Source organism: Streptomyces sp. Edi4 (assembly GCF_040253615.1).
Classification (GTDB): Bacteria; Actinomycetota; Actinomycetes; order Streptomycetales; family Streptomycetaceae; genus Streptomyces.
This window is the reverse complement of sequence record NZ_JBEJGY010000003.1, coordinates 43,695-65,137: the sequence shown is the minus strand read 5'-3', so window position 1 is coordinate 65,137 and position 21,443 is coordinate 43,695. Positions and strand designations below refer to the sequence as shown.

At 71.1% G+C, this 21,443-nt stretch carries 18 protein-coding genes and 1 pseudogene; 12 read left to right on the top strand and 7 right to left on the bottom strand.

Features of this window, described 5'->3' with window-relative positions; genetic code table 11:
• Positions 1-51: 51 nt before the first annotated feature.
• Positions 52-1,218: a winged helix DNA-binding domain-containing protein gene (locus ABR738_RS01990; RefSeq protein WP_350228200.1), complete on the bottom strand. Its 1,167-nt coding sequence runs from the start codon at positions 1,216-1,218 to the stop codon at positions 52-54.
• 128 nt (positions 1,219-1,346) lie between these two features.
• The gene (locus tag ABR738_RS01985) at positions 1,347-2,546 is read right to left on the bottom strand and encodes an acyltransferase family protein (protein WP_350228199.1); all 1,200 of its coding nucleotides are present in this window, start codon (positions 2,544-2,546) and stop codon (positions 1,347-1,349) included.
• A 245-nt stretch (positions 2,547-2,791) separates the two neighbouring features.
• Here ABR738_RS01985 and ABR738_RS01980 point away from each other — a divergent pair, with 245 nt between their 5' ends.
• Both ABR738_RS01980 and ABR738_RS01975 read left to right on the top strand, forming a co-directional pair.
• Complete coding sequence (locus ABR738_RS01980; RefSeq protein ID WP_350228198.1) at positions 2,792-3,373, top strand: dTDP-4-dehydrorhamnose 3,5-epimerase family protein; 582 nt, start codon at positions 2,792-2,794, stop codon at positions 3,371-3,373.
• Between the two features lie 11 nt (positions 3,374-3,384).
• Positions 3,385-4,341 carry an NAD-dependent epimerase/dehydratase family protein gene (locus ABR738_RS01975; RefSeq protein ID WP_350228197.1) on the top strand — a complete coding sequence of 319 codons (957 nt, stop codon included), beginning with the start codon at positions 3,385-3,387 and terminating at the stop codon, positions 4,339-4,341.
• A 21-nt stretch (positions 4,342-4,362) separates the two neighbouring features.
• On the opposite strand, the gene ABR738_RS01970 is transcribed toward ABR738_RS01975, so the two are convergent.
• The 4 genes from ABR738_RS01970 to ABR738_RS01955 all read right to left on the bottom strand — a co-directional run bounded on the left by ABR738_RS01970 (position 4,363) and on the right by ABR738_RS01955 (position 8,892).
• Positions 4,363-5,373 carry a winged helix DNA-binding domain-containing protein gene (locus ABR738_RS01970; RefSeq protein ID WP_350228196.1) on the bottom strand — a complete coding sequence of 337 codons (1,011 nt, stop codon included), beginning with the start codon at positions 5,371-5,373 and terminating at the stop codon, positions 4,363-4,365.
• A 34-nt stretch (positions 5,374-5,407) separates the two neighbouring features.
• Positions 5,408-6,865 (bottom strand): NDP-hexose 2,3-dehydratase family protein, encoded by a 1,458-nt coding sequence (locus ABR738_RS01965; RefSeq protein ID WP_350228195.1) that lies wholly within the window; start codon positions 6,863-6,865, stop codon positions 5,408-5,410.
• 59 nt (positions 6,866-6,924) lie between these two features.
• Complete coding sequence (locus ABR738_RS01960) at positions 6,925-7,455, bottom strand: nuclear transport factor 2 family protein (RefSeq protein WP_350228194.1); 531 nt, start codon at positions 7,453-7,455, stop codon at positions 6,925-6,927.
• Positions 7,456-7,662: 207 nt separating this feature from the next.
• Positions 7,663-8,892: a cytochrome P450 gene (locus ABR738_RS01955; RefSeq protein WP_350228193.1), complete on the bottom strand. Its 1,230-nt coding sequence runs from the start codon at positions 8,890-8,892 to the stop codon at positions 7,663-7,665.
• 239 nt (positions 8,893-9,131) lie between these two features.
• On the opposite strand from ABR738_RS01955, the gene ABR738_RS01950 reads away from it, so the two are divergent.
• The 10 genes from ABR738_RS01950 to ABR738_RS01905 all read left to right on the top strand — a co-directional run bounded on the left by ABR738_RS01950 (position 9,132) and on the right by ABR738_RS01905 (position 20,984).
• Positions 9,132-10,145, top strand: coding sequence for a CaiB/BaiF CoA transferase family protein (locus ABR738_RS01950; RefSeq protein ID WP_350228192.1), 1,014 nt, complete (start codon positions 9,132-9,134; stop codon positions 10,143-10,145).
• A 189-nt stretch (positions 10,146-10,334) separates the two neighbouring features.
• Positions 10,335-11,966, top strand: coding sequence for a citramalate synthase (gene cimA / locus ABR738_RS01945; protein WP_350228191.1), 1,632 nt, complete (start codon positions 10,335-10,337; stop codon positions 11,964-11,966).
• Positions 11,967-11,997: 31 nt separating this feature from the next.
• Positions 11,998-13,023 carry a ketoacyl-ACP synthase III family protein gene (locus tag ABR738_RS01940; protein WP_350228190.1) on the top strand — a complete coding sequence of 342 codons (1,026 nt, stop codon included), beginning with the start codon at positions 11,998-12,000 and terminating at the stop codon, positions 13,021-13,023.
• A gap of 120 nt (positions 13,024-13,143) precedes the next feature.
• Entirely contained in the window at positions 13,144-14,151 is a 1,008-nt protein-coding gene (locus tag ABR738_RS01935) for an aromatase/cyclase (protein ID WP_350228189.1), read from the top strand.
• On the top strand, positions 14,138-14,788 hold the full coding sequence (locus tag ABR738_RS01930) for an antibiotic biosynthesis monooxygenase family protein (RefSeq protein WP_350228188.1): 651 nt from the start codon (positions 14,138-14,140) through the stop codon (positions 14,786-14,788). The genes ABR738_RS01935 and ABR738_RS01930 overlap by 14 nt, the downstream gene beginning before the upstream one ends.
• A 108-nt stretch (positions 14,789-14,896) precedes the next feature.
• A complete protein-coding gene (locus ABR738_RS01925) occupies positions 14,897-15,088 on the top strand; it encodes an acyl-CoA carboxylase subunit epsilon (RefSeq protein ID WP_350228187.1) in 192 nt (63 codons plus the stop codon).
• A 125-nt stretch (positions 15,089-15,213) separates the two neighbouring features.
• Complete coding sequence (locus tag ABR738_RS01920) at positions 15,214-16,965, top strand: fatty acyl-AMP ligase (protein WP_350228186.1); 1,752 nt, start codon at positions 15,214-15,216, stop codon at positions 16,963-16,965.
• Entirely contained in the window at positions 16,962-18,704 is a 1,743-nt protein-coding gene (locus ABR738_RS01915; protein WP_350228185.1) for an acyl-CoA dehydrogenase family protein, read from the top strand. The genes ABR738_RS01920 and ABR738_RS01915 overlap by 4 nt, the downstream gene beginning before the upstream one ends.
• A gap of 47 nt (positions 18,705-18,751) precedes the next feature.
• On the top strand, positions 18,752-19,996 hold the full coding sequence (locus tag ABR738_RS01910) for an acyltransferase domain-containing protein (protein ID WP_350228184.1): 1,245 nt from the start codon (positions 18,752-18,754) through the stop codon (positions 19,994-19,996).
• Positions 19,997-20,000: 4 nt separating this feature from the next.
• A complete protein-coding gene (locus ABR738_RS01905) occupies positions 20,001-20,984 on the top strand; it encodes a 4'-phosphopantetheinyl transferase family protein (RefSeq protein WP_502964024.1) in 984 nt (327 codons plus the stop codon).
• Here ABR738_RS01905 and ABR738_RS01900 read toward each other — a convergent pair.
• Positions 20,904-21,434: pseudogene (locus tag ABR738_RS01900) on the bottom strand (response regulator); the annotation flags it as partial. The gene ABR738_RS01905 and the pseudogene ABR738_RS01900 sit on opposite strands and share 81 nt — an antisense overlap.
• Positions 21,435-21,443 lie beyond the last annotated feature (9 nt).

Genomic DNA, 21,443 nt, shown 5'->3' with positions numbered 1-21,443 from the left:
ACCTGTCGGTCCGGGGGCCCCTCGGTTCCGGTCCCCGTTCTTCCCGGAGCCTCACGCGTGGGCCCCCGTGGTCACCGTCCCGATGGTGAGTTCGGGCTTGCCCTCCAGGATCGCGCCCACGCGTTCGATCTCCTCGTCGAGCTCGGCGAGCGCGGCGGGGCCGAGCGGGGTGAGCGGTTCCACGGTGACGTGAATCCTGCGCCCGGAGCGGCGCTGGTGCCAGACACCCGCGACCGTTCCGTCGATCAGCAGCACGGGGTAGTTGCCCGCCTGGCCACTGGGGACCAGGGCACGTTCGGCCGCCCGGCCGGGGAAGAGCAGGTCGCGGGGGCGCCCGGCCACCACGTAGGCGTCGAAGTACGGCAGCAGACGCACCCCGCGCGGGGGAGACGACGCCATCGTGGTGTCGCCCGCGTTCACCCAGCAGGCCGTGCCGCCGAGATCGACCTGCTCGATCGCCCCCTCCAGGGAGCGGAACAGTTCGGCCGCCCAGCCGCGCGGGATGCTGAGCCACTGGGCGAAGTTCTGTGCCGTGGCGGGGCCGTAGGCGTGCAGATAGCGGTGCACCAACCGCGCCTGGGCGGCGCGCCCTTCGAGGGGGCGGAAACCGGGCAGGAAGCGCTGTGGGTTGGTGTATGTCACCTTGCGGCCCCGATTCGGGCCGAAACACAGCACTCCACGGTGCCCGGAGAGCGTCATGGCCTGCCGCCAGCGGGGCCACATGCCCTGGAAGGCGGGCATCACGAGATCGCCGGCCCACGGCCCGGTCGCCGCTACGACGGCCTCACTGAGCTCGTCGATGGTCAGCTCGGCGGACGCCAGCACGTCCCCGATGGCCGCCACGACCTCGTCGGTCTGCGCCGGCGTCATCCGTGCGTCCACGGCGAACGGGCTCGCGGTGGCCGGCATCGAGCCCAGCGCCCCGATCCACATCGGCAGGTCGGCGGTGGGCAGCAGGTGCACCGTGCCGCGCGGGCCGTGCATCTTGACCAGGCTGCGCCGATCCCACAGCGCGCTGCGGACATCGCCGCGGGTGGCACCGTCGATCCGCATGGCGATGGAGAGTTCGGCCGCGGAGAGCACCTGGGCGTGCGCGCCGCACAGGGCGGCGACTGTCTCGGCAGGGTCAGCCGTCTTCGACGGAGCCGACAGGGCACTCCTCTCCAGCCGCCGGGCAGACACCTCGGGCCACGACAGAACTGGGACGGCGCGATCCATGACACTCCTCTGTGCTTCGCCGGCGCTGCGCCGGGTCATAGTTCATTGGTACCCAGCGGCCCTCGAGCGCCGCTGGAGCGTCGGCGCGAACGCGCCAAGGCCCGGGCAGCCTCATCCGCCGGACCGGTCTAGCGGGTGGGAGCCGCCGCTCGCTCCGCACCAGGGGCGCTCTTCGCCGCGTCCGAGGCCGCCGGCACGGCCGGCCGGCTCCAGCGTCGCATCGCGGGGTTCTCGACCAGGACGTGCAGCAGCCAGGCGAGGACGAGGCTGATCGCCAGGGTCAGTCCGGCGTCGGTCAGCGCGGTCGGCACGCTCAGCGGCTTCAGCCAGTTCTCGGGGTGGACGGCGCCGATGGGACCGTAGGAGACCGCGAGGAAGTGCACCATGTAGAAGGCGTACGAGATCTCGCCCAGCCAGATGAAGACCCGGTGGTTGAACAGGGTCCGCCGGCCGCGCACATCGGCGGTGGCGAAGGCGGCGATCGCCAGGGCGAGGGGGAGCGCGGTCGGCGCCACCGAGCTGAACACACCGGGCAGATAGGCGCCGCCCACGAAGGCGGCGGCCGCGAGAAGTAGGGCGGCGGCGGGCTTGAGGCCCATCCAGCGCTTGTTGAGGACGACCAGCGCCATCAGGATCCCAAGGACGAACTCCAGAAGCCGGGTGCCGGGGAAGTAGTACGTGAACCACGTGGCCCACCAGGACGTGGTCGTCAGCGGCATGTACGGCTTCGCGGGCAGCAGCTGAGCGAGCAGGGGAACCGCGATAATCCCGGCGGTCGTCACGGCCACCCAGCCCCAGAGGCGCTCCGCACGGATGCGCCGGGCCGCCACCAGGATCCAGGGGAACGCCAGATAGAACAGCACCTCGCAGGCGAGCGACCAACTCGGCGTGTTGGAACCGAAGTTCAAGATGACGTCCTGCCGCGGTATCCAGCCCTGTACGAGGAAGAGGGTGGGGACGGTGTTGGCGGAGGTCACCGCGACACCGGCGCCGAGCATCAGCAGGACGGCGGCGGTCAGCGTGACCAGGTGGCTCGGGTAGATCTTCACCAGGCGGCGGCGCCAGAAGAGCCGCCGGGTGTCCTGCGAACGTGCCACCCAGGCCAGGACGAAGCCGCTGAGGATGAAGAAGAAGGAGACACCCGTGGGGCCGGCCGCGCTGAAAAACCGTTGATATTCGGCCAGTTGATGGTTCTTGAGCCGGGGGAGGACGCTCGTGCCCACATGGCAGAGCAGCACCATGACAGCCGCGACGAACCGCATCCCGGTGAGGGAAGGCAGCCTTGATTGTTGGTTCGTCCGCAGGGGGGTGAATTGAGCCGTTCGCATGGGGTCTCCCTCAGCCATGGTTGGTATGGACCCGCAACGTGCTGGCTCCCCGTCGAGGACCGCTCGCGCGCACGTGGAGTCCGCCAGGGCCGGCCGCGGGAACTGCATCGACGCTCCATGGCAGTTCTAGTCCGTCCGGCGACGCTGGACCTCGTCCCCCCGGGCCACGGCGAGCAGCGGAGCCGCTCGTGCGTTGACCCGACGCCCCGAACGCCCCGAACCCGTCCCGAGGATGGTGGTCAGCCATGCGCACGCGTGAACTCGCCGTGAGCGGCGCCTTCGAGTTCGCCCCCGAGGTCCACGCCGACCCACGGGGTCTGTTCGTCTCGCCCTTGCAGGAGGCGCCCTTCCTCGCCGCGGTCGGCCGTCCGTTCCCGGTGGCTCAGACGAACCACAGCCGTTCCGCCCGGGGCGTGCTCCGCGGCCTCCACTTCACCACCGCCCCGCCCGGCCAGGCCAAGTACGTGCACTGCGCCCGGGGCCGGGCCCTCGACGTCGTAGTGGACCTGCGTCTGGGCTCCCCGACATTCGGCCTGTGGGACACCGTCGACATGGACGAGGAGACCTGCAGGGCGGGTTACTACCCGGAGGGTGTGGGGCACGCCTTCCTCGCCCTGGAGGACGACACGGTCATGTCCTATCTGGTGACCACCGGCTACCGGCCGGAGCTGGAGCAGGCGATCACGCCCCTTGACGCCGAGCTGTCCCTGCCCTGGCCGAACGACATCGACCTCGTCCTGTCCGAGCGGGACCGGGCGGCACCCGGCCTCGCGGAGGCGACGGCCCAGGGGCTGCTGCCCCGTTACGCCGACTGCGTCCGGAACTGAGGGAGAACACGATGACCATGGCAGACGGGACCCGACGGGTCGCGGTCCTGGGAGCGACCGGATGCGTGGGCCGGCACATCTGCGCCGCGTTCGCCGAACGGGGTACGGAGGTCGTCGCGATCGCCCGACGGGAGGCACCGCACGTACGTCCCTACCGGTTCCTCCCCCTGGACGTCGCCCGGTGCACCGGAGCCGAACTGGCCGCGGTCCTGGCGGACGAGCGGGTGGACACGGTCGTGAACGCCACCCTCGGCTGGGCCGCCACGGAGCAGGAGATGACCGAGGCGAACGTAGGACCGGTGGAAAACGTGCTCGGTGCGCTGCGTCTGCTCCCCGAGTCCGTCCGGCTCCTCCAGCTCGGCAGCATCCACGAGTACGGTCCGGTGGCGGCCGGCACCCCGACCGACGAGGCGGTGGATCCGCGGCCTGCCTCGCTCTACGGGCGGTCCAAGCTCGCCGCCTCGCGACTCGTCCTCGACGCGGTCCGGCGCGGTGAGTGCCACGGAGCGGTTCTGCGGCTGACCAACACCCTCGGCCCGTATCCCTCCATGGAGACCTTCCTCGGGACGCTGGCCGTCCGGCTGCGCCGCGCCGACCCGGCCGACGGGCTCGACGTCACGGTGGCCGCGGCCCGCCGGGACTACGTCGACGTCCGGGACGCGGCCGCCGCGGTGTGCGCCGCGGCGGCGCGCCCGGACACGGCACCGCTGTTCAACATCGGCCGGGGGGAGGCGGTGGACCTGCGCACCCTGGTCGACACCCTGGTCACCATCAGCGGTCTGCCGCCGGAGGCGGTCCGGGTGCGGGAGGCCGAGGTCCGCGGCCAGAGTCCGGGCGCGGACTGGGTGCAGGTGGACGCCTCCCTCGCCCGGCGGCAGCTGGACTGGCGGCCCGGCTACGACCTGTCCGAGTCCCTGCGGGGCATGTGGGAGACCGTGGGGGATCCCGAGGTCGTTCAACCGGCGTGAGCGCCGCGCCACCGGCGCCGGTCAGCCGATGACGACCTTCCCCTTCGACACCGTGCCGTTCCCGATCGCTGCGCCGTCCGACGCAGGGCCCAGCAGGAAGCCGAGCAGCCGCTCGGCTTCCTGCCGCGTCTCGTCCTCCTCAGGCGGCGTCAGCGGTCGGTAGGGCAGGACCCGCAGGGTGTCACCGGCGCTCAGTGACCAGATTCCGCGGACGAAGCCGTCGACCAGGAAGGTGGGGCGCACCTCGCTACCGGTGATCACCCGCTGCCGGTCCTCGTCGCCGATGACCCGGGTACGGTCGGCGTGACTGAGCACGAGATTGTCGAAGGCCGCCAGGAACCGCACGGGCGCGGGCTCGTCCGGGTCGGCCGGGGAGGCGTCGGGCACATCGAACAGCTCCCGCCCGGCGGGGTCCTCGTAGGTACGAAGGCGGGGCCGCATACCGTCCAGCACCGAGCGCAGCCGTGTCAGACCCGACCACGCCTGGACGTCCATCACGCCCGCCGGGCCGTACGCCGCCAGATAGCGCAGGATCGCCGCTTCGAGGCGGGGCCGCTCCTCCACCGGCCGGCCGATCCACTCCTCGGCGAGGACCAGCGGCGTGGCACCGCGATCACCCCACGTACCGCTGGGCGGCGGGTGCACATGGGCCACCAGCGACTGCACGGCGTAAGCCAGGGCCTGCCGGTCCCGTCCGGGGAAGCGCTCGGTGAGCCGGCGGCCCAACTGGGGGCGGGTGAGTCCGTGCCCCGACATCAACGCCCGCCCCACGTCCGCCAGTTCGGCCGTGTCCAGACCGCTGATGGCGCGACCGAAGGCGCCCTGGCGGGCCCGTCTGAGCACCGGTTCGAGCAGGGGGCGCAGCTGGCGGAAGTCCTCGGCGCTGACCAGGTGCTGGGTATTGCGGTGCAGCTTGGCGCGTACGACGCGGCGGTCGTGGAGCAGCGCCGTGAGGTCGCCGTGGCAAAAGTCCCGCAGCCGGGTCCACAGGCTCACGTAGGGCGAGTTCGACTCCTGAGCCTGCAGGCCCATCAGGTGCTCGATGGCCCCGAGAGGTGTATCGGGGCTACGGCGCAACAGTAACTGACGATCCAGATACGTGCGGTTGAGGGTGCGCAGGCTGAGCTGATGAGGCATGCGCACCATTGTCGCCGTCGGGGCTCGACCGCCGCTCGAGCGTGGCGGCTCCCGTGGTGAGGAGGGAAAGCAGGCTGCGCGCCTGGACGTTGAGATAGTGGCCATGGCGGACGAGGGAACGGAGCAGGGCCGGGGCCACCCACCGGTACCCCGGCGGCAGGACGTTGGGGAGATCCGCCTCGTCCACGTCGATGAGCAGATAGCGGCTCTCGGCGTTGAGGAACCGGCCGCCCTCCTCGGAGTGGACGGCCTCGTACCGGATCTGCTCGGGCCGGGCCCGGAGCACGGTGTCGAGGAACGGTGGGCGGTCCTCGGGAGCCAGCCACGCGTAATTGTCCGGCAGGCACTGGACGGTGGGGGAGAGCTCGACGGTGTCGAGGAAGCCGCCCTCCACCCGGGCGTGCACGAGGACCTGTGGGGCGCCGTCGACCTGGCGTGTCAGGAAGGCGGTGACGCCCTGGCCGCACGGTTCGATCAGCGGCTGGGTCCAGCCGCCCACCTCCCGGCTACCGGCCTCGACCCGGACCGCCACCACCCGGAAATACCGGCCGAGCTCGTGCTCGATGGCGTGCGGCCCCGACCGCCAGCCCGCCACTGTGCTCAGCGGCACCAGATCGGCACGGACCGAGTGACGGGAGCGTTCGGCGGTGAACCACGAAAGCAGACCCGTGTCGCCCCACGGCCCGGCGTCCGGAATCGGCAGGCAGGACAGCACCGTACGGGCGTCCATGTTCACCACGTTGTCCACGCGCAGCAGTTCACCGATCTGACCGAGCGTCAGCCAGCAGAAGTCGTCGGCCACCGGCACCTCGTCATCGGTCACGACGATCATGTTCCGGTTGCGCTTGCGGAAGAACCAGGAGCCGTGCTCGGATTGCAGGACGTCGGCCGCCACGCTGCCCGGCACGGGCCGCAGGAAGTGGTCGAGGTAGGGCACGTCCGCACCGCGGTGCACCCTGGTGTAGTTGCTGCGCGTCGCCTGCACCGTGGGGGAGAGCTGTAGCAGATTGCGGTTGCCCGGCTCCATCTTGGCCTGCATGAGGAAGTACGGCACCCCGTCGAACTCCTTGGCCAGGATGCCCAGGATGCCGACTTCCGGTTGATGGATGATCGGCTGCTGCCAGTCGCGGAAGGGACCGGAGTCCACCGAGACCCGCATGCCTTCCACGGTGAAGAAGCGGCCACTGCGATGGGTCAGGTTCCCGGTGCTCCCGGCGAAGGACCAGCCGTCGAGCGCCGCGAAGGGAATGCGGTCGACGGCGAAGCGGTGGCACAGCGCGCGCTGTGCCATCCAGTCGGCGACGTCGCTGGTGCGCAGCCAGGAGCCGTCGCGGGTGATGGCTGCGGAACGCGCGAAGCGCTCGGCCGCCCCAGGGCGGGTGGACAAGGGGAACCTCCGCGGTGAGCGGCTTGCCGGGGGCCGGCGCGGGCGGGGCTTCGCGTCGGTCAGGACGGGTTGTGGATCTTGTCGGCCCAGTGGGGAGAGTCGTGGGTGACCAGCCGGGAACGTGTGTACAGCTCCCCGTCGATCCGGACCAGGACGTCCTCCACGACGGTCGTCGGCTCGAAACTCACCTTGCCGGCCGCATCGGTCATGCTCACGATGGCCTGGTACCGGACGTGCAGGGTGTCCTCGCCGACCGGGTCGATCCGCATCCGGTCGAACCAGTACCGGTACACGAGGCCGTCGTAGTACGCGATGTTCTTCTGCCGTGCCTCACGGGCCGACACCTCCTCGACCAGCGGCCGTTCCGGGTCGCCCCGGCGCTGACGCATCTCGGTCAGCAACTGCGCACGTCCTTCGAGCCTCCACCCCCCGGGACGGTGCTCGATCGAGCCGTCCTCGGTGAGCGTCTCCAGGAACTCCTCCAGCCGCCGCTCCTCGAGAAGCGGCATCTGCCGTGCGTAGAACTGCTGCACCTCGACATAGAGGTCCGCGGTCACCCGCTGTCCGGTTTCCTGCACTGCCTGGGGCACACCGGTTCCTTCCGGTCGGGGCACGCCTGCTGTGTGCGGTGGCGTCGCCTGGAGCCCCACCGTGGCCCGGGTGCCTGGAAGGGCCCTGGAGAGCCGCTACAGCGTCCACAGGCCCGTGCCGCCCGGGAAGGGCACGCCCCGCGCACCGGGCGGGGCACGCGGAGCCGGCCCGCGACGGATCGCCGGGGGCGGGCTGTCCGCGCGGCTTCACCAGGTGACGGGCAGCTCCCACAGCCCGTAGATGACCGCGCCTTCCTTGCGCGGTATCTCCAGGAACGGCTTGGCGAGCTTCAGCGTGGGGACGCGCTGGAAGAGCTTGCTCCACACGATCTCCAGCTCCAGACGCGCGAGGTCGGCGCCGATGCAGTGGTGCACCCCGTGCCCGAAACCCAGATGCTTGCGGCTGCCCCGGGTGATGTCGAGCTTTTCCGGCTCGGGGAACACCTCCGGGTCGCGGTTGGCGGCGAGACCCAAACACAGGATTCCGTCCCCCTTGCGGATCACCTGGCCGCCGATCTCGATGTCCTCCAGGGCCACGCGGGGGACGGCGGTGTCCCCGATGGTCGCGAACCGCACCAGCTCCTCGACGGCTGGCTTGACCAACGACGGGTCGTTCAGGAGCAGTTCGAGCTGGCCGGGATTCTCCAGGAGGCAGGCCGTGCCGAGGGAAATCTGGCTGGCGGTCGTCTCGTGGCCGCCGTTCATCAGCAGCCGGACCATGTTGAACAGGTCCCGGTCGGTGTACTCCTCGCCGGACTCCGCGTAGTCCGCCATCGCGCGGCTGAGCAGGTCCTCGCCCGGCTCCCGCTTCTTGAGCTGAATCAACTCGCCTATATAGGCGTTCACTTCGACGATCGCGGCCTGCCGCTCCTCGGTGGAGCTGTGCCCGCCGAGCAGCGCCGTGCCGTGCTTGATGAAGAAATCGTGCTGGTCCTGCGGAATACCGAGCAGCTCACAGATCACCGTCATGGGCACGGCCAGCGAGAACACCCGGTGGAAGTCCGCCGGCGGCTCCAGCGAGAGCAGGGTGTCCAGGTGCTCGTCGACTATCTCTTCGATGCGCGGACGCAGCCGCTGCACCTGCCGGTTGGTGAACGTCAGCGCCGCCTTGCGGCGGGTGTCGCTGTGTTCCTTGCCGTCGTAGCCGATGAACGAGGTCTCCGTGCGGTACTCCGGCGGGGCGATGAAGTAGAAGGGGAAGTTGTCGTGCCTGCGTGAGGCGCTGACCCGCAGGTCGGTGAGCAGTTCCCGGATCATCCGGTAGTTCGTGACCGTCCAGATGCGCAGTCCGGACCCGGTGAGCGTGACCTGGGAGACGTCCTTGGCGGCCATCTCCGCGTAGTCCTTGGGCGGGGTGAAGGGGCACTGGCGTCGGTAGGGAAAGGTCTCGGTCTTCGCCCCGGCGGGATCGCCGGCCTCCACGGCACTGGTTGTCACGGTGCATCCTTCCTGAGGGCGTCACGGCGCGGGAACTGAAATCCGCTCTGTTCACGGTGCCGCTTCCCCCTCGGACGGCGCTGGAGCCCTACCGGCCCCTGCTGACGTCACCGTCGAGCGGAACTCGAGTGAAGCTTCGGATCCGCTGCTTACGTTCCCCCCATGTCGAACACCCTGAATGTCCTGACTGCCCTGCCGGGTTCGGGGACGCTTCCCGGCCACAGCTGCTGGAGCACGCGATGACCGGGCCGCTCGACGGCCTGCGAGTGGTCGAGCTGGCGGCGATCGGGCCCGCTCCCTTCGCCTGCATGATGTTCGCGGACCTGGGAGCTGATGTCCTGCGCATCGACCGAAGTGATGGCCTTCGTTCTTTCGCTGACTGGCACGGGGAACTGGACCGGGGCCGGCACTCCACGGAGCTCGACCTCAAGAGTCCCGCGGACGTGGCGTGGCTGCTGCGCAAGGTGGAGGCGTCCGACGTACTGGTCGAGGGATTCCGGCCCGGTGTCGCCGAACGGCTGGGCATCGGCCCCGAGGAGTGCCTGGCCCGCAACCCCGGGCTCGTGTACGGACGGATGACCGGCTGGGGGCAGGACGGCCCGCTCGCGGGCACCCCCGGCCACGACATCAACTACCTCTCTCTCACCGGGGCGTTGTACGCGATCGGCGAGGCGGGCGGTCCGCCCGTGCCGCCGGTCAATCTGCTCGGGGACTTCGCGGGCGGTGCGATGTTCCTGGTCGCCGGGGTGCTCGCGGCCCTCTACGAGCGCCAGCGCACCGGCCGGGGCCAGATCGTGGACGCGGCGATCGTGGACGGCACGAACACCATGCTCGGCATGATGAGCGCGATGCTCTCCGCGGGCGAGTGGCGTTCCGAGCGCGGGGTGAACCTGCTGGACGGCGGAGCGCCGTTCTACCGCTGCTACGCCTGCGCGGACGGTGGTCACGTGGCCGTCGGCGCCCTGGAGGAGCGCTTCTATCAGGCGCTGCTGGCCGGCCTCGAAATCGACCCGGAGCGGATGCCGGACCGCGGGGACCCGGTCAACTGGCCCGCCCTGCGGCGCATGTTCGCGCATCGGTTCCTCGTCCGGGACCGGGACGAGTGGGCCCGTCACTTCGCCGATACGGAAGCGTGTGTCACGCCGGTCCTGAGCATCGAGGAAGCGGCCTCGCACCCCCACCACCTGGCCCGCGGCGGCGGTCCCGCCACTCCCGCGCCGAGGTTCAGCCGGACTCGAGCGCAACTGCACTGACCGACGTCACTGTGCGCACCGGACCGCCAGACCGCACCGGCCCGTACAGGATCGGGCGTGGTCCGCGGAAGGCCGCCGGCCCCGTACCCGAACCGGCATGGCCGCTCAAGGCGCTCTCAAGGGTCACAGCCGACCGTGAGGGCCCCAGAGCGGCAGACCGGTGCCGCAGGCCGACAGCAAGGAGGAGTGATGGCGGAGCGGAGCTTTCACCTCTACGACACGACCCTGCGCGACGGCACCCAGATGGAGGGTCTCGTGCTCACGGTCGACGACAAGCTCTCCGTCGCACGCAGCCTCGACGCCCTCGGCGTGGGATTCATCGAGGGCGGCTGGCCCGGCGCGGTTCCCAAGGACACCGAGTTCTTCCGCCGGGCGCGGACGGAACTCGATCTGGGCTCCAGCGTGCTGGCCGCCTTCGGCGCCACCCGGCGGCCGGGCACCTCGGCGTCCGTCGACCCCCAGGTACGGGCGCTCCTGGACGCGGAGACCCCGGTGGTGACCCTGGTGGCCAAGAGCCACACCCGGCACGTGGACCGGGCCCTGCGCACCACGCTCGCCGAGAACCTCTCCATGATCAGCTCCACCGTGCGGCATCTGACGCACGCCGGACGCCGCGTCTTCGTGGACGCCGAACACTACTTCGACGGCTATCTCGCCAACCGCGAGTACGCGCTGGAAGTCGTGCGGACCGCGATGGAGGCGGGCGCCGAGGTCGTCGTGCTCTGCGACACCAACGGCGGCTCGCTGCCCGACGAGGTGAAGGCGGTCGTCGCCGACACCATCGCCATGACCGGCGCCGCGATCGGCATCCACTGCCACGACGACAGCGGGTGCGCGGTCGCCAACACCATGGCCGCCGTGGACGCCGGCGCCGTGCACGCGCAGGGCACGGCGCACGGTTACGGCGAGCGGTGCGGCAACGCGAACCTGTTCACCCTGGCCGCGAACCTCGTCCTCAAGCGGGGCTGCGAGGTGATCCCGCTGGAACGGCTCGCCGCACTCGCCCCCATCGGCCGGAGCATCGCGGAGCTCGCCGGCATCCCCGCCCCTCCCACGGCCCCCTACATCAGTACGGGCGCCTTCACGCACAAGGCCGGTCTGCACGCCTCGGCGCTGCGCGTGGATCCCGGCCTCTACCAGCACATCGACCCGGCCCGGGTCGGCAACATCTTGCGCACCCTCGTCTCCGACATGGGTGGACGCTCCTCCGTGGAACTCAAGGCGCGGGAGCTGGGCTACGACGTCAGCGCGGGCTCCGAGGTGGCGGCGCGGGCCGCGGCCCGGGTCAAGGACCTGGAGAGCCGCGGTTACAGCTTCGAGTCCGCCGACGCCTCCTTCGCCCTGCTGCTGCGCGAGGAGTTGGCGGGTGTTGCGCTTCCCCCGCCGTTCGACGTCGACGAATGGCAGGTGGCCGTCTCCGCGAAGCGCGGCGAACAGTCCGGCACCCAGGCCTCGGTACGGCTGCGGGTCGACGGCGTCCCGCTCGTGGCCCAGGAGCGCGGCAACGGTCCGGTCCACGCCCTGGACACCGCCCTGCACAAGGCGCTCGACCCCCACTTTCCCGAACTCGGCCAACTGGAGCTGGTGGACTACCGGGTCCGGGTGCTCAGCGGGGAGACGGGCAGTTCAGCCGCCGTCCGGGTGCTGATGTCGTTTCAGGACGGCGAGCGCCGCTGGGGCGCCGTCGGGGTGGACGCCAACACGGTCGCGGCGGGATGGCGGGCCCTGCTCGACGCCGTTCACTACGTCCTGGCCGGCCGCCCGGGGCTGGAGCGCGAGGGGCGCGACGCTCGCGGACTGATGGCCACCCGGGCCGGCTGACACCCTCGAACCCACAGGAGCGGTTGTGCGTGTGGAAGGCATCTACATCCGGGGGACTTCCGTACGTCTCCCCTCCCTGCTGACGGTTGAGGACGCGGTGGCCGCCGGGGCGTGTCCGCCCCGGCTGGCCGCCACCACCGGACTGGAATCCGTGGCGTACTCACCCGATGAGTCCGCCGCCGAGATGGCCGCGCACGCCGCCCGGACCGCCGTGGCGCGCGCGGGCAGCACTCCGGCAGAGGTGGAGCTCCTGCTGCACGCGGACACCTACCACCAGGGCCAGGACCTGTGGCCCGTCGCCTCGTACATTCAGCGTGAGGCGCTCGGCAACAGCTGTCAGGCCATCGAGATCCGGCAGATGTCCAATGGCGGTCTCGCGGCGCTGGACCTCGCCACCGCCTACCTCACCGCGGGCCACGGCCGCGGTGACGCGCTGCTGACGACCGCCGACCGGTTCTGCGCGCCGGGCATCGACCGCTGGCAGACCGACCCGGGGACCCCTTATGCCGACGGCGCGACCGCGCTCGTCCTCTCCCGCCGAGGCGGCGTCGCCCAGCTGGTCTCCCTCGCGCTGTTCGCCGACCCGGAGCTGGAGCCGCTGCACCGGGGCGACGAACCGTTCACCACCGCGCCGTTCGGGCACCGGATGCCGGTCGACTTCGAGCAGGCCAAGCGCGCGTTCATCGGCCGGGCCGGGATGTCGTACGCCATCAGCCGGGCCCACCACGGCCAGCGGACGGTGATCAAGCAGGCGCTGGCGGACGCCGGCATGGAGCTCGGCGACGCCCAGTGGGTGGTGCTGCCGCACTTCGGGGGCAGGAGGCTGAAGGCCATCTATTACCAGCCGTTCGGTATCGACCCGGCGCGCACCACCTGGAAGTTCAGCCGCACGGTCGGTCATCTCGGGGCCGGCGACCAGTTCGCGAGCCTGGACCACTTGCTGGTCTCCCGCAGCGTCCGCCCCGGCGACCGCTGTGTGCTGGTCAGCGTGGGAGCCGGTTACAGCTGGGGATGTGCCGTCGTGGAGATCACCGAGCAGCCCGGATGGAGTGACTGAGCCGTCCCGCCGGGAGCGCCCTCCACAGAGGGGCGACCGATGGTCGAGCCTCACCCTAGGGGGCTTGTGCCACTCTGCTGAATGCCGTCCCGCACGGCACATACGAAGGGAAGGACCACCGTGGCGACGACCGCTACGACCGAGCCCCGGAAGATCCCACCGGCCACGGGGCCCCATCTGACGGAACACTCCATCTCCGTGTCGGCCGCACCGGACGACGTCTACCGCCTGGTGGCCGACGTCGCCGGGTGGCCCCAGGTGTTCGGGCCGACCGTCCATGTGGAAGTTCTCGAAGAGGCCGACCCGTTCGCAGGCGGCGAGCAGCTGCTGCGCATCTGGGCGGTCGCCAACGAGCAGGTGCGCACCTGGACTTCACGCCGTGTCCTGGACCCGGCCGCCCGTGTCATCACCTTCCGGCAGGTGGTCTCGGCGGCCCCCGTCGCCGCGATGGGCGGCACCTGGCTCATCGAGCCCGTCGAGGACGGGACGACACGGGTGGTGCTGCTGCACGACTACCGTGCGGTCGACGACGATCCGCAGGCCGAGGCCCTCATCGAGCGGGCGGTCGACCGCAACAGCCTCGCCGAGCTCACCGCTCTGAAGAACGCCGCGGAGCGGGGCGAGGACGCCGCCGGACTCCAGTTCACCTTCAGCGACTCGGTGACCGTCGCGGGGGCGGCCGGCGATGTGTACGCCTTCCTGGACCGCGCGGAAATGTGGCCCGAGCGGCTGCCCCACGTGGCCCGGCTCGACCTGACCGAGGAGGAGAGCGGCATCCAGCACATCGACATGGACACCCGCAGTTCCGACGGCTCCATCCACAACACCGCCTCGGTACGGGTGTGCTTCGAGGACCGCAAGGAGATCGTCTACAAGCAGCTGAAGGTCCCGGTGGCGATGCGGGTGCACACCGGGCGCTGGACCATCGAGCCGCTGGACGACGGCACCCTCACCGTCACCTCCTGGCACACTGTGGTCCTGGACCACGAAGGGGTGCGCACAGCGCTCGGCCCCGAGGTCACCCTCGCCAAGGCGAGAAACCTGGTCCGCAAGGCCCTGGGCACCAACAGCTCCACCACATTGCGGTACGCACAGCAGTTTGCGGAGGAAGCGCATGGCCGTACGTGATCTCGCAGGCCCGATCACGGTAATCAACCACTTCGAGGTGAAGGGCGATGTCGAGGAGTTCGAGAGGCTGTTTCGTGACCACTCCCAATTCCTGCGCCGCCGCGACGACTTCGACTTTTTGGTGACCGCGCGCCTGGCCGAACGGCCTCAGGTGTACGTCCATCTGGGCCACTGGCGCACCTTGCGCGCCTTCCTGGACACCGTGCACGACGCGACCTTCCTGAGACACGTCCGCCGGCTCGAGCCGCTGGTGGTGGCCGAGGTCGACCAGGCGGTCAGCGTCGGCCGGATGCTGCGGGACGACGCGATGGCCGGCGAGGAGACCGTGCTGCTGGTCCATGCCGAAGTGCACGGGGACTGGGGCAGGTTCGAGGACGACTTCGGTGAACTGTGCGTACTGATGGATGAGTTGGGCGATTTCGGGGGCAGCGACCTGTTGCGCTCCACGATCAGTCCCTTCGCCTACACGGGCATGCTGTGGTGGCGTGACGCCGAGGCCTGTGACCGTGCGCTCGCCAGCCAGGCGTACGACCGGGCGTACCGGAGCCTGGCCGCCACCGCCCGGGTCGCCGTCGACCGGGCCCTGCACGTCGCCTACGAGCGGACGATCGGGCGCACCGACGGCCCGGGAGGGTAGCGCCGAGCGGGCATTCGAGTCGGGAGAGAGCCGAGGACCACGGGTCCTCGGCTCTCTCCCGTTCCGGGCGCGAGGCCAGCTCAAGAGGCTGGGTGCAGGCTGTCTCCCATGTCGAACGAGACGCGCATCACCGTGGTTCGAGGCCGCCCCGACGCGGACGAGATCGCCGCCGTGACCGCCGTGCTGCTCGCCCTCGCCCGCCGTGCGGAGGAACCGGCGGACGAGGTGAGGGCGGCGTACGCGGCGTGGACGGTCAAGCGCGGCCACTATCGGTCGGCGGCAACCGTGCCCGGGCTGTGACCCGGACCGGCGCAGGGACGGGAAGCGCCGGGAGCGCCGGTGTACCAACGCTCCCGACCGTCCCGCCTTCAAAGACAGTCGCGGACGCCCGCCCGGCCGCCCGCCCGACATGTAAGGGGGAGGCGTTGACCGGTAACCCGACCTTCACCGAGCACATCCGCGGCAGGGTCGCCGAGGCGCCCGACCGCTCGGCGCTCATTCTGCTCACCGAGCGGAACGGAGAGCTGCGACCGCAGATCCTCTCCTATGCGGAACTCGACCGTGAGGCAGGCGTCCTGGCCGCTCTGATCCGCCGGCATGTGAGCGCCGGCCAGCGGGTGCTGATCCTGCACACCTCGCGGAGACTGTTCAGCATCAGCTTTCTGGCCTGCCTGTACGCGGACGTCATCGCCGTGCCCGTCGCACCGCTCGGCGGGGGCAGGCACCACGACGAGCGGATCGCGGGCATCTTCCGGGACGCGGCCGCCTCCTGCGTGCTCACCTCGCGCGCCGAAGCCCCCGGCGTCACCCAGCTCCTGGCCCGCACGGGCCACGAGCGCGCGGTCTGCATCCCCACCGACACCCTGCCCGCCGGCGGCGCCGAGGTACCGCGACCGTCGCAGGCGGGCCCCGACGACGTGGCGTTCCTCCAGTACACCTCGGGCTCCACCCGCGAACCGCGGGGCGTGGTGGTGACGCACCGCTCCCTGCTCGCCAACAACGCGGCGATCAGTGAGACGTTCGGCACCGCCCCCGGCGCCAGGATCGGCGGCTGGCTGCCGCTGCACCACGACATGGGTCTGGTCGGCCAGCTGCTGCACGCCCTCTGGCTCGGCGGAACCGCCGTCCTGCTCTCCCCGGTCGCCTTCGTGAAGCGGCCGGCCCACTGGCTGGAGACCATCTCGCGTTACGGGCTCACCGTCAGCGGCGCCCCCGACTTCGCGTACGAGCTGTGCGTCCGCCGGATCAACGACAGTCAGCTCGCCGGCCTGGACCTCTCCCGGTGGCGCATCGCCGTCAACGGCGGCGAACCGGTGAACGCGGCGACAGTACAGGCCTTCACGGACCGCTTCGCTGCCGCCGGACTGCGTCCGGGCGCGGTCAGACCCAGCTACGGGCTGGCCGAGTCGACCCTGCTGGTCGCGGGTCAGGGGGACGGCACGGCCGGGGGCCGGGCCGCCGCGGACAGTGCCGGGCCCGAGCCGCACGAGCTGCAAGAGACCGGCGCGGGCGGCGGGCCGGTGCGCACCGTCGTGGCATCGGGCCGGCCCGCCGCCACCGAGATCCAAATCGTCGATCCGGACAGTCGCGAGGCGCTCGCGGACGGCCGGATCGGTGAGATCTGGGTCCGCGGCGCTTCGGTCGCCCGTGGCTACTGGGACAAGCCGAAGGAGAGCGCCGACACCTTCGACGGCCGGATCGAGGGCGGCCGGGGCGGCTATCTGCGCACCGGGGACCTGGGCATGCTGCGGGACGGCCTGCTCTATGTGACCGGCCGCATCAAGGACATGATCGTGGTGGCCGGACGCAACCTGTACCCGCAGGACCTGGAGCGCACCGTCCAGGGCGTCAGCGCGCTGTTCGGGCCCGGTACGGCATTCGCGGTGCCGGCCGCGCGCGAACATGTCGTCGTCATACAGGAGTTGCGTGCCCGCGGACGCTACGACGCCGATCTCGCCGAACTCGCGGCATCCATCCGGAGCCGCCTGGGTGAGGTGTACGAGGTCCGGGCCGGCGGTGTGCTCCTGGTACGTCCGGGCACCGTCCGCCGGACCACCAGCGGAAAGCTGGAACGCGCGGCCATGCGGCGGATGTTCCTGAGCGGCGAGCTCACAGCGCTGCACCAGTCGATCGACCCGGAGGTCGGCGAACTGGTGGCACAAGGGAGGCGGCGATGACGACAGCCTTGTACGAGGACCGGATCGCAGCCCTGGAAAAGGCCTTCGGCCCGCTCGACGACCCGGCCAACCCGCTCGGCGGCGACGCCCTGATCGCCGCCGAGGCGGAGGCCGGGGTGGCGCCGGGGGCCGAGGAGGCGCTGAGCGCGTTCGGGCTCAACGCCGAGTTCGTGCCTGCCGAATTGGGCGGCAGGCTGAGCCGGATGGACGTCCTGGGCCGGATACTGCGGCCGGTGTTCCGCCGGGACGCCTCCCTCGGTTTCGGCTTCGGGCTGAACTGCTTCTTCGCCGCTGCTCCGGTGTGGGCCGCGGGCACCCCGGAGCAGCGGGCCTTCGTCGCACGGCTGCTGCTGGGGGGCGACCGGATCGCCGTCGCACGGCACGAGGTGGCGCACGGAAACAGTTTTGTTCGCGATGAGTTCACCGCCCGTCCCGCCCCCGGGGGGCTGGTGCTCAGCGGCCGCAAGACCGGGATCGCCAACGCGTCCAGGGCGCGTGGCCTGGTCGTCTTCGCCCGCACCGAGGACGCCGAACGAGCGGGCGGCCGCAGTCACTCGGTGCTGCTGCTGGACCGCGCGGAACTGCCCCGGGACCGGGTCAGGGACGTGGAGCGGTTCGCCACCCCCGGGATGCGCAGCGCGCAGTTCGGCGGGCTGAGCATCGCCGACTGCCTGGTGCGGCCCGGCGCGGTGCTCGGCAAGGTGGGCGACGGTTACGAGATGTCGCTGCGGTCCTCGTTGCAGATCCGCGGCTTGATCCCGTCGATCGTGCTCGCGGGCGTCGACACCGCGCTGCGCACGGTGGTCAGGTTCGCCACCCGGCGGCGCGACGACGGCCGTTCCTCACTCGACGTCCAGCACGTACGGGACGTTCTGACCGGTGCCTTCCTGGACTTGCTCGTCATGGACTGCCTCGCGCTCGTCGCCACCCGGGCACTGCATCTGCTGCCGCGGCAGATGAGCGCCTACGCGGCCTCGGCCGCCTACCTCGCCCCCAAACTCGCCGCGGAGTCGATGGACGAGATGGCTGCGGTCCTGGGCGAGGAGAGCTTCCTCGTCAGCGGGCCGTACGGCATGTTCTTGAAGCAGCTGCGCGATCTCCCGGTCACCTCGCTGGGGCACGCCGGCAGTGCGGGACGACAGGTCAGCATCCTGCCCCAGCTGCCGCACTTCGCCCGACACGCCTGGTTCAGGGACCGGCCGGCGCCCGCCGGCCTGTTCCGGCTGTCCGAGGACCTGCCGCCGCTGGACCTCCAACGCCTCGCCCTGCTCGGTGACGGCGACCCGCTGGCCGCGACGCTCGTAGCGTCGGCCGAAGGGCTTCAGAGCGCCGACGGCCGCACACCGGGCCACGGCGACCGCGCCCTGCTGCGGACCCTGACCGACGCCTTCACCCATGAACTCAGGGAACTGCGCCAGGCGTTCCGGTCCGTGCCGAGGGATGACCGCGCCGCGCTCTCCAGCCCGCACCACTTCGGGCTCGCCGATCGCTACACCATGGTGCTGGCCGCGGCGGCCTGCCTCGGGGTGTGGCGGGAACAGCTGGGAGAGCCCGGCGCCACCGACCCGTTCCTGGCCGACCCCGCCTGGCCCGTCGCGGTCCTGTTCCGGCTGGGGCGACGCCTTGGTCTGCCACTCCCGCACCGCCCGGTCTCCTGCGAACAACGGGTGCTCGCGGAGTTGCTCGACCGGTCGCACCGCCGCCGCAGCTATGACCTGTACGGGTCCCCGCTGGCCTGACCAACCGCCGGGGCAGCCGTCCGAGCCTGAGATGGAGCACACACACCATGCCTGATCACCTGTATGACGATTCGTTCGACGGGGTCCACCGGGAGTGGCTGCGGGAGCGGCTCGCCCACTACCTCGGCCGGCCCGTGGAGGAGAGCGTGCCGTTTAACGAGTACGGACTCGACTCGGTGGCGGCGCTCAGCCTCTACGGCGACATCGAGGAGGAGTTCGGCCCGCTGGTCGAACCCACCGACATCGAGGCCTACCCGACCGTGCGGGAGCTCGGCCGGTACATGGCCATGCGCGATCCGCGCCCGGCGGGGCACGGCCTGGTGCGCGCGGCCTTCGTCTTCACCGGACAGGGCTCCCAGCACCCCGGCATGACCACCGGACTCTACCGGAGCTCGACCGGCTACCGCGGCTACCTCGACGAGGCCGCCGCCGCGCTGCTGCCGTACACCGGGACGTCCGTCGTCGAACTGATCCTCAACAACGACCCGCGCATCCATCAGACGGCCTTCACCCAGCCTGCCCTCTTCGCCGTCGGGTACGCGCTCGCCCAGACCTTCCAGGAGGTGGGGGTGGCACCGGTGGCCGTACTGGGCCACGGCATCGGGGAGTTCGCCGCCGCCACGGTCGCGGGCGCCCTCTCGCTGCCCGACGCGGCCAAACTGGTCTCCGTGCGCGGTGCCCTCATGCAGTACCTGCCCAGCGACGGCGGGATGATGGCCACCTGCGCGACCCCCTACGAAGCCGCGGAACTGGTGGCGGGCGAACCCGGCGTCGGCATCGGCGCGATCAACGCGGCCAAGGCCACGGTGCTCTCCGGGGAGCGGGCGGGCCTCGAACGCATCCAGGAGCAGATGGAGGGCCGGGGCGTCGCCTGCCGCCATCTGACCGTGGCGCATCCCTTCCACTCGCCGCTGATGGCCCCAATGCTGCCCAAGTTCGAGCCGGTGGCCCGCAGGGTGGCGGGCGGCGCCGCGCGCGTGCCGTTCTACTCCACCGTGTACGGACGCCTGACCACCGAGCCCCTGTACGGCCCGTACTGGACCGAGCAGATCACCGCGCCGGTGCGGTTCGCCGACGCCGCACGGGCGTTGCTGGGCCAGCAGGTGCCCACCCATGTGGTGGAGATCGGCCCCCGGGTGGTGCTCACTCCGTTCCTGCGCAGGCTGGGCGGCAACGAAGGACCGACCTGCCTGGTGGCCTGCCGCGGCCCGCAGAGCGACGCGGTCGACCTGGCCGGAGTCATCTCCGCCCTCGACGCGGGCCCGCTGGCCGCCGTGCTGGCAGGGGCCTGAGGAGATGGGGGCAATCGGAAGGCCGCTGCTCACGCACGGGCCGAGCGGCCCCTGGGCGGGCCTGCGCGCGGAACTCGCCGGGGCCGGAAGCGTGTTGACGTACAGCAGCATGCGCGACTGGCTGCCCGGGGAGGCGGATCCCGGGAAGCTGCGTGCGCTGCTCGGCCGAGACTGGAACCGCTACGAGGCGTTCGCCGGCCGGCCCAGGATGCAGGAACGGTTCCTTGCCTCCCGACTGCTGCTGCGGCACGCGGCGGCAGCGGCGCTGGAGACGACCCCGCAGCTGGTGGACCTCGCCTACCAGCCGGGCGGCCGGCCCTATGTGCGCGGCTGCGACCAGATCGACGTCAGCCTCAGCCATACCGAGGAGATGATGGTCGTCGGCATCACACGCCGAGGCCGGATCGGGGTCGATGTGGAGCGCTCCGACCGCAGACTCGCCCACACCGGATCGGAGTCGCAGGCCTGTACCCCGTTCGAGAAGCGGCGGCTCGACGAGGGCGGCGAGGGGGCACGCAATGACACCCTGGTGCGGCTGTGGACCCTCAAGGAGGCCTACAGCAAGGCGCTTGGACAGGGACTGCGTTTCCGTTTCACCGAATTCGGCTTCGCCCTGCGGGGGCCGGACGCCCGCCTGGTGCGGCCCGACGGCACGGACACGGGCGCCGACGAGTGGGCCTTCGGGACCTTCGGGATCGGGCGCTACGTCGTGAGCGCGGCGGTGTCCGACGCCGGCTTCGGTGAGCCGGCGGACCTCTCCATCGGCACGACCCTGGACGCCGGGCTCCTTGACGCGCTCCTTGGCGCCTCGGCGTCGGACGGCTCAGGGGATCCAGCCGGCTTCCTCGGCGATACGGATGGCGTCGATGCGGTTGCGGGCACCGAGTTTGCTGACGATCGACGTGAGGTAATTGCGGACCGTTCCGCCGGTGAGGTACAGGCATCCGGCGATTTCGGCGGCGTCGGCTCCCTTGGCCGCGAGCCGTAGCACCTCCACCTCCCTTCGGGAGAGCGGGTTGTCCGGGTAGTCCCAGGCGCTGAGGGCGAGCTGGGGGTCCAGGACGCGCCGGCCGGCGGCCACAGAGCGTACCGCCAAGGCGAGTTGGTCCGGTGGTGAGTCCTTCAGCAGGAAGCCGGAGACATGCGCCGACATGGCGCGGCGCATGGTGCCGGGGCGGCCCAGACTGGTGAGGATCAGGGATCGGCACCGGGGCAGCTGACGGTGCAGATCGGCGGCGGCCGTCAGGCCGTCCATGCCGGGCAGGTCCACGTCGATCACGGCGACGTCCGGCCGGGTGTCGAGCGCCGTGCTGACGATGGTGTCGCCCCGGTCCACGGCGGCGACGACATGCAGGTCCGGTTCGAGCTGAAGAAGCGCCACCAGCGCCCCCCGGATCATGTGCACGTCCTCGGCAAGAAGGATGTTGATGGACAGCATCGGTGCTCC

Coding starts and splice junctions, on each gene's coding strand:
- ABR738_RS01910 (WP_350228184.1), top strand. CDS start 18,752: ATGCCTGATCACCTGTATGACGATTCGTTCGACGGGGTCCACCGGGAG.
- ABR738_RS01990 (WP_350228200.1), bottom strand. CDS start 1,218: ATGGATCGCGCCGTCCCAGTTCTGTCGTGGCCCGAGGTGTCTGCCCGG.
- ABR738_RS01905 (WP_502964024.1), top strand. CDS start 20,001: ATGGGGGCAATCGGAAGGCCGCTGCTCACGCACGGGCCGAGCGGCCCC.
- cimA (WP_350228191.1), top strand. CDS start 10,335: ATGGCGGAGCGGAGCTTTCACCTCTACGACACGACCCTGCGCGACGGC.
- ABR738_RS01930 (WP_350228188.1), top strand. CDS start 14,138: ATGGCCGTACGTGATCTCGCAGGCCCGATCACGGTAATCAACCACTTC.
- ABR738_RS01950 (WP_350228192.1), top strand. CDS start 9,132: ATGACCGGGCCGCTCGACGGCCTGCGAGTGGTCGAGCTGGCGGCGATC.
- ABR738_RS01970 (WP_350228196.1), bottom strand. CDS start 5,373: ATGGGCCTGCAGGCTCAGGAGTCGAACTCGCCCTACGTGAGCCTGTGG.
- ABR738_RS01925 (WP_350228187.1), top strand. CDS start 14,897: ATGTCGAACGAGACGCGCATCACCGTGGTTCGAGGCCGCCCCGACGCG.
- ABR738_RS01915 (WP_350228185.1), top strand. CDS start 16,962: ATGACGACAGCCTTGTACGAGGACCGGATCGCAGCCCTGGAAAAGGCC.
- ABR738_RS01975 (WP_350228197.1), top strand. CDS start 3,385: ATGACCATGGCAGACGGGACCCGACGGGTCGCGGTCCTGGGAGCGACC.
- ABR738_RS01985 (WP_350228199.1), bottom strand. CDS start 2,546: ATGCGAACGGCTCAATTCACCCCCCTGCGGACGAACCAACAATCAAGG.
- ABR738_RS01980 (WP_350228198.1), top strand. CDS start 2,792: ATGCGCACGCGTGAACTCGCCGTGAGCGGCGCCTTCGAGTTCGCCCCC.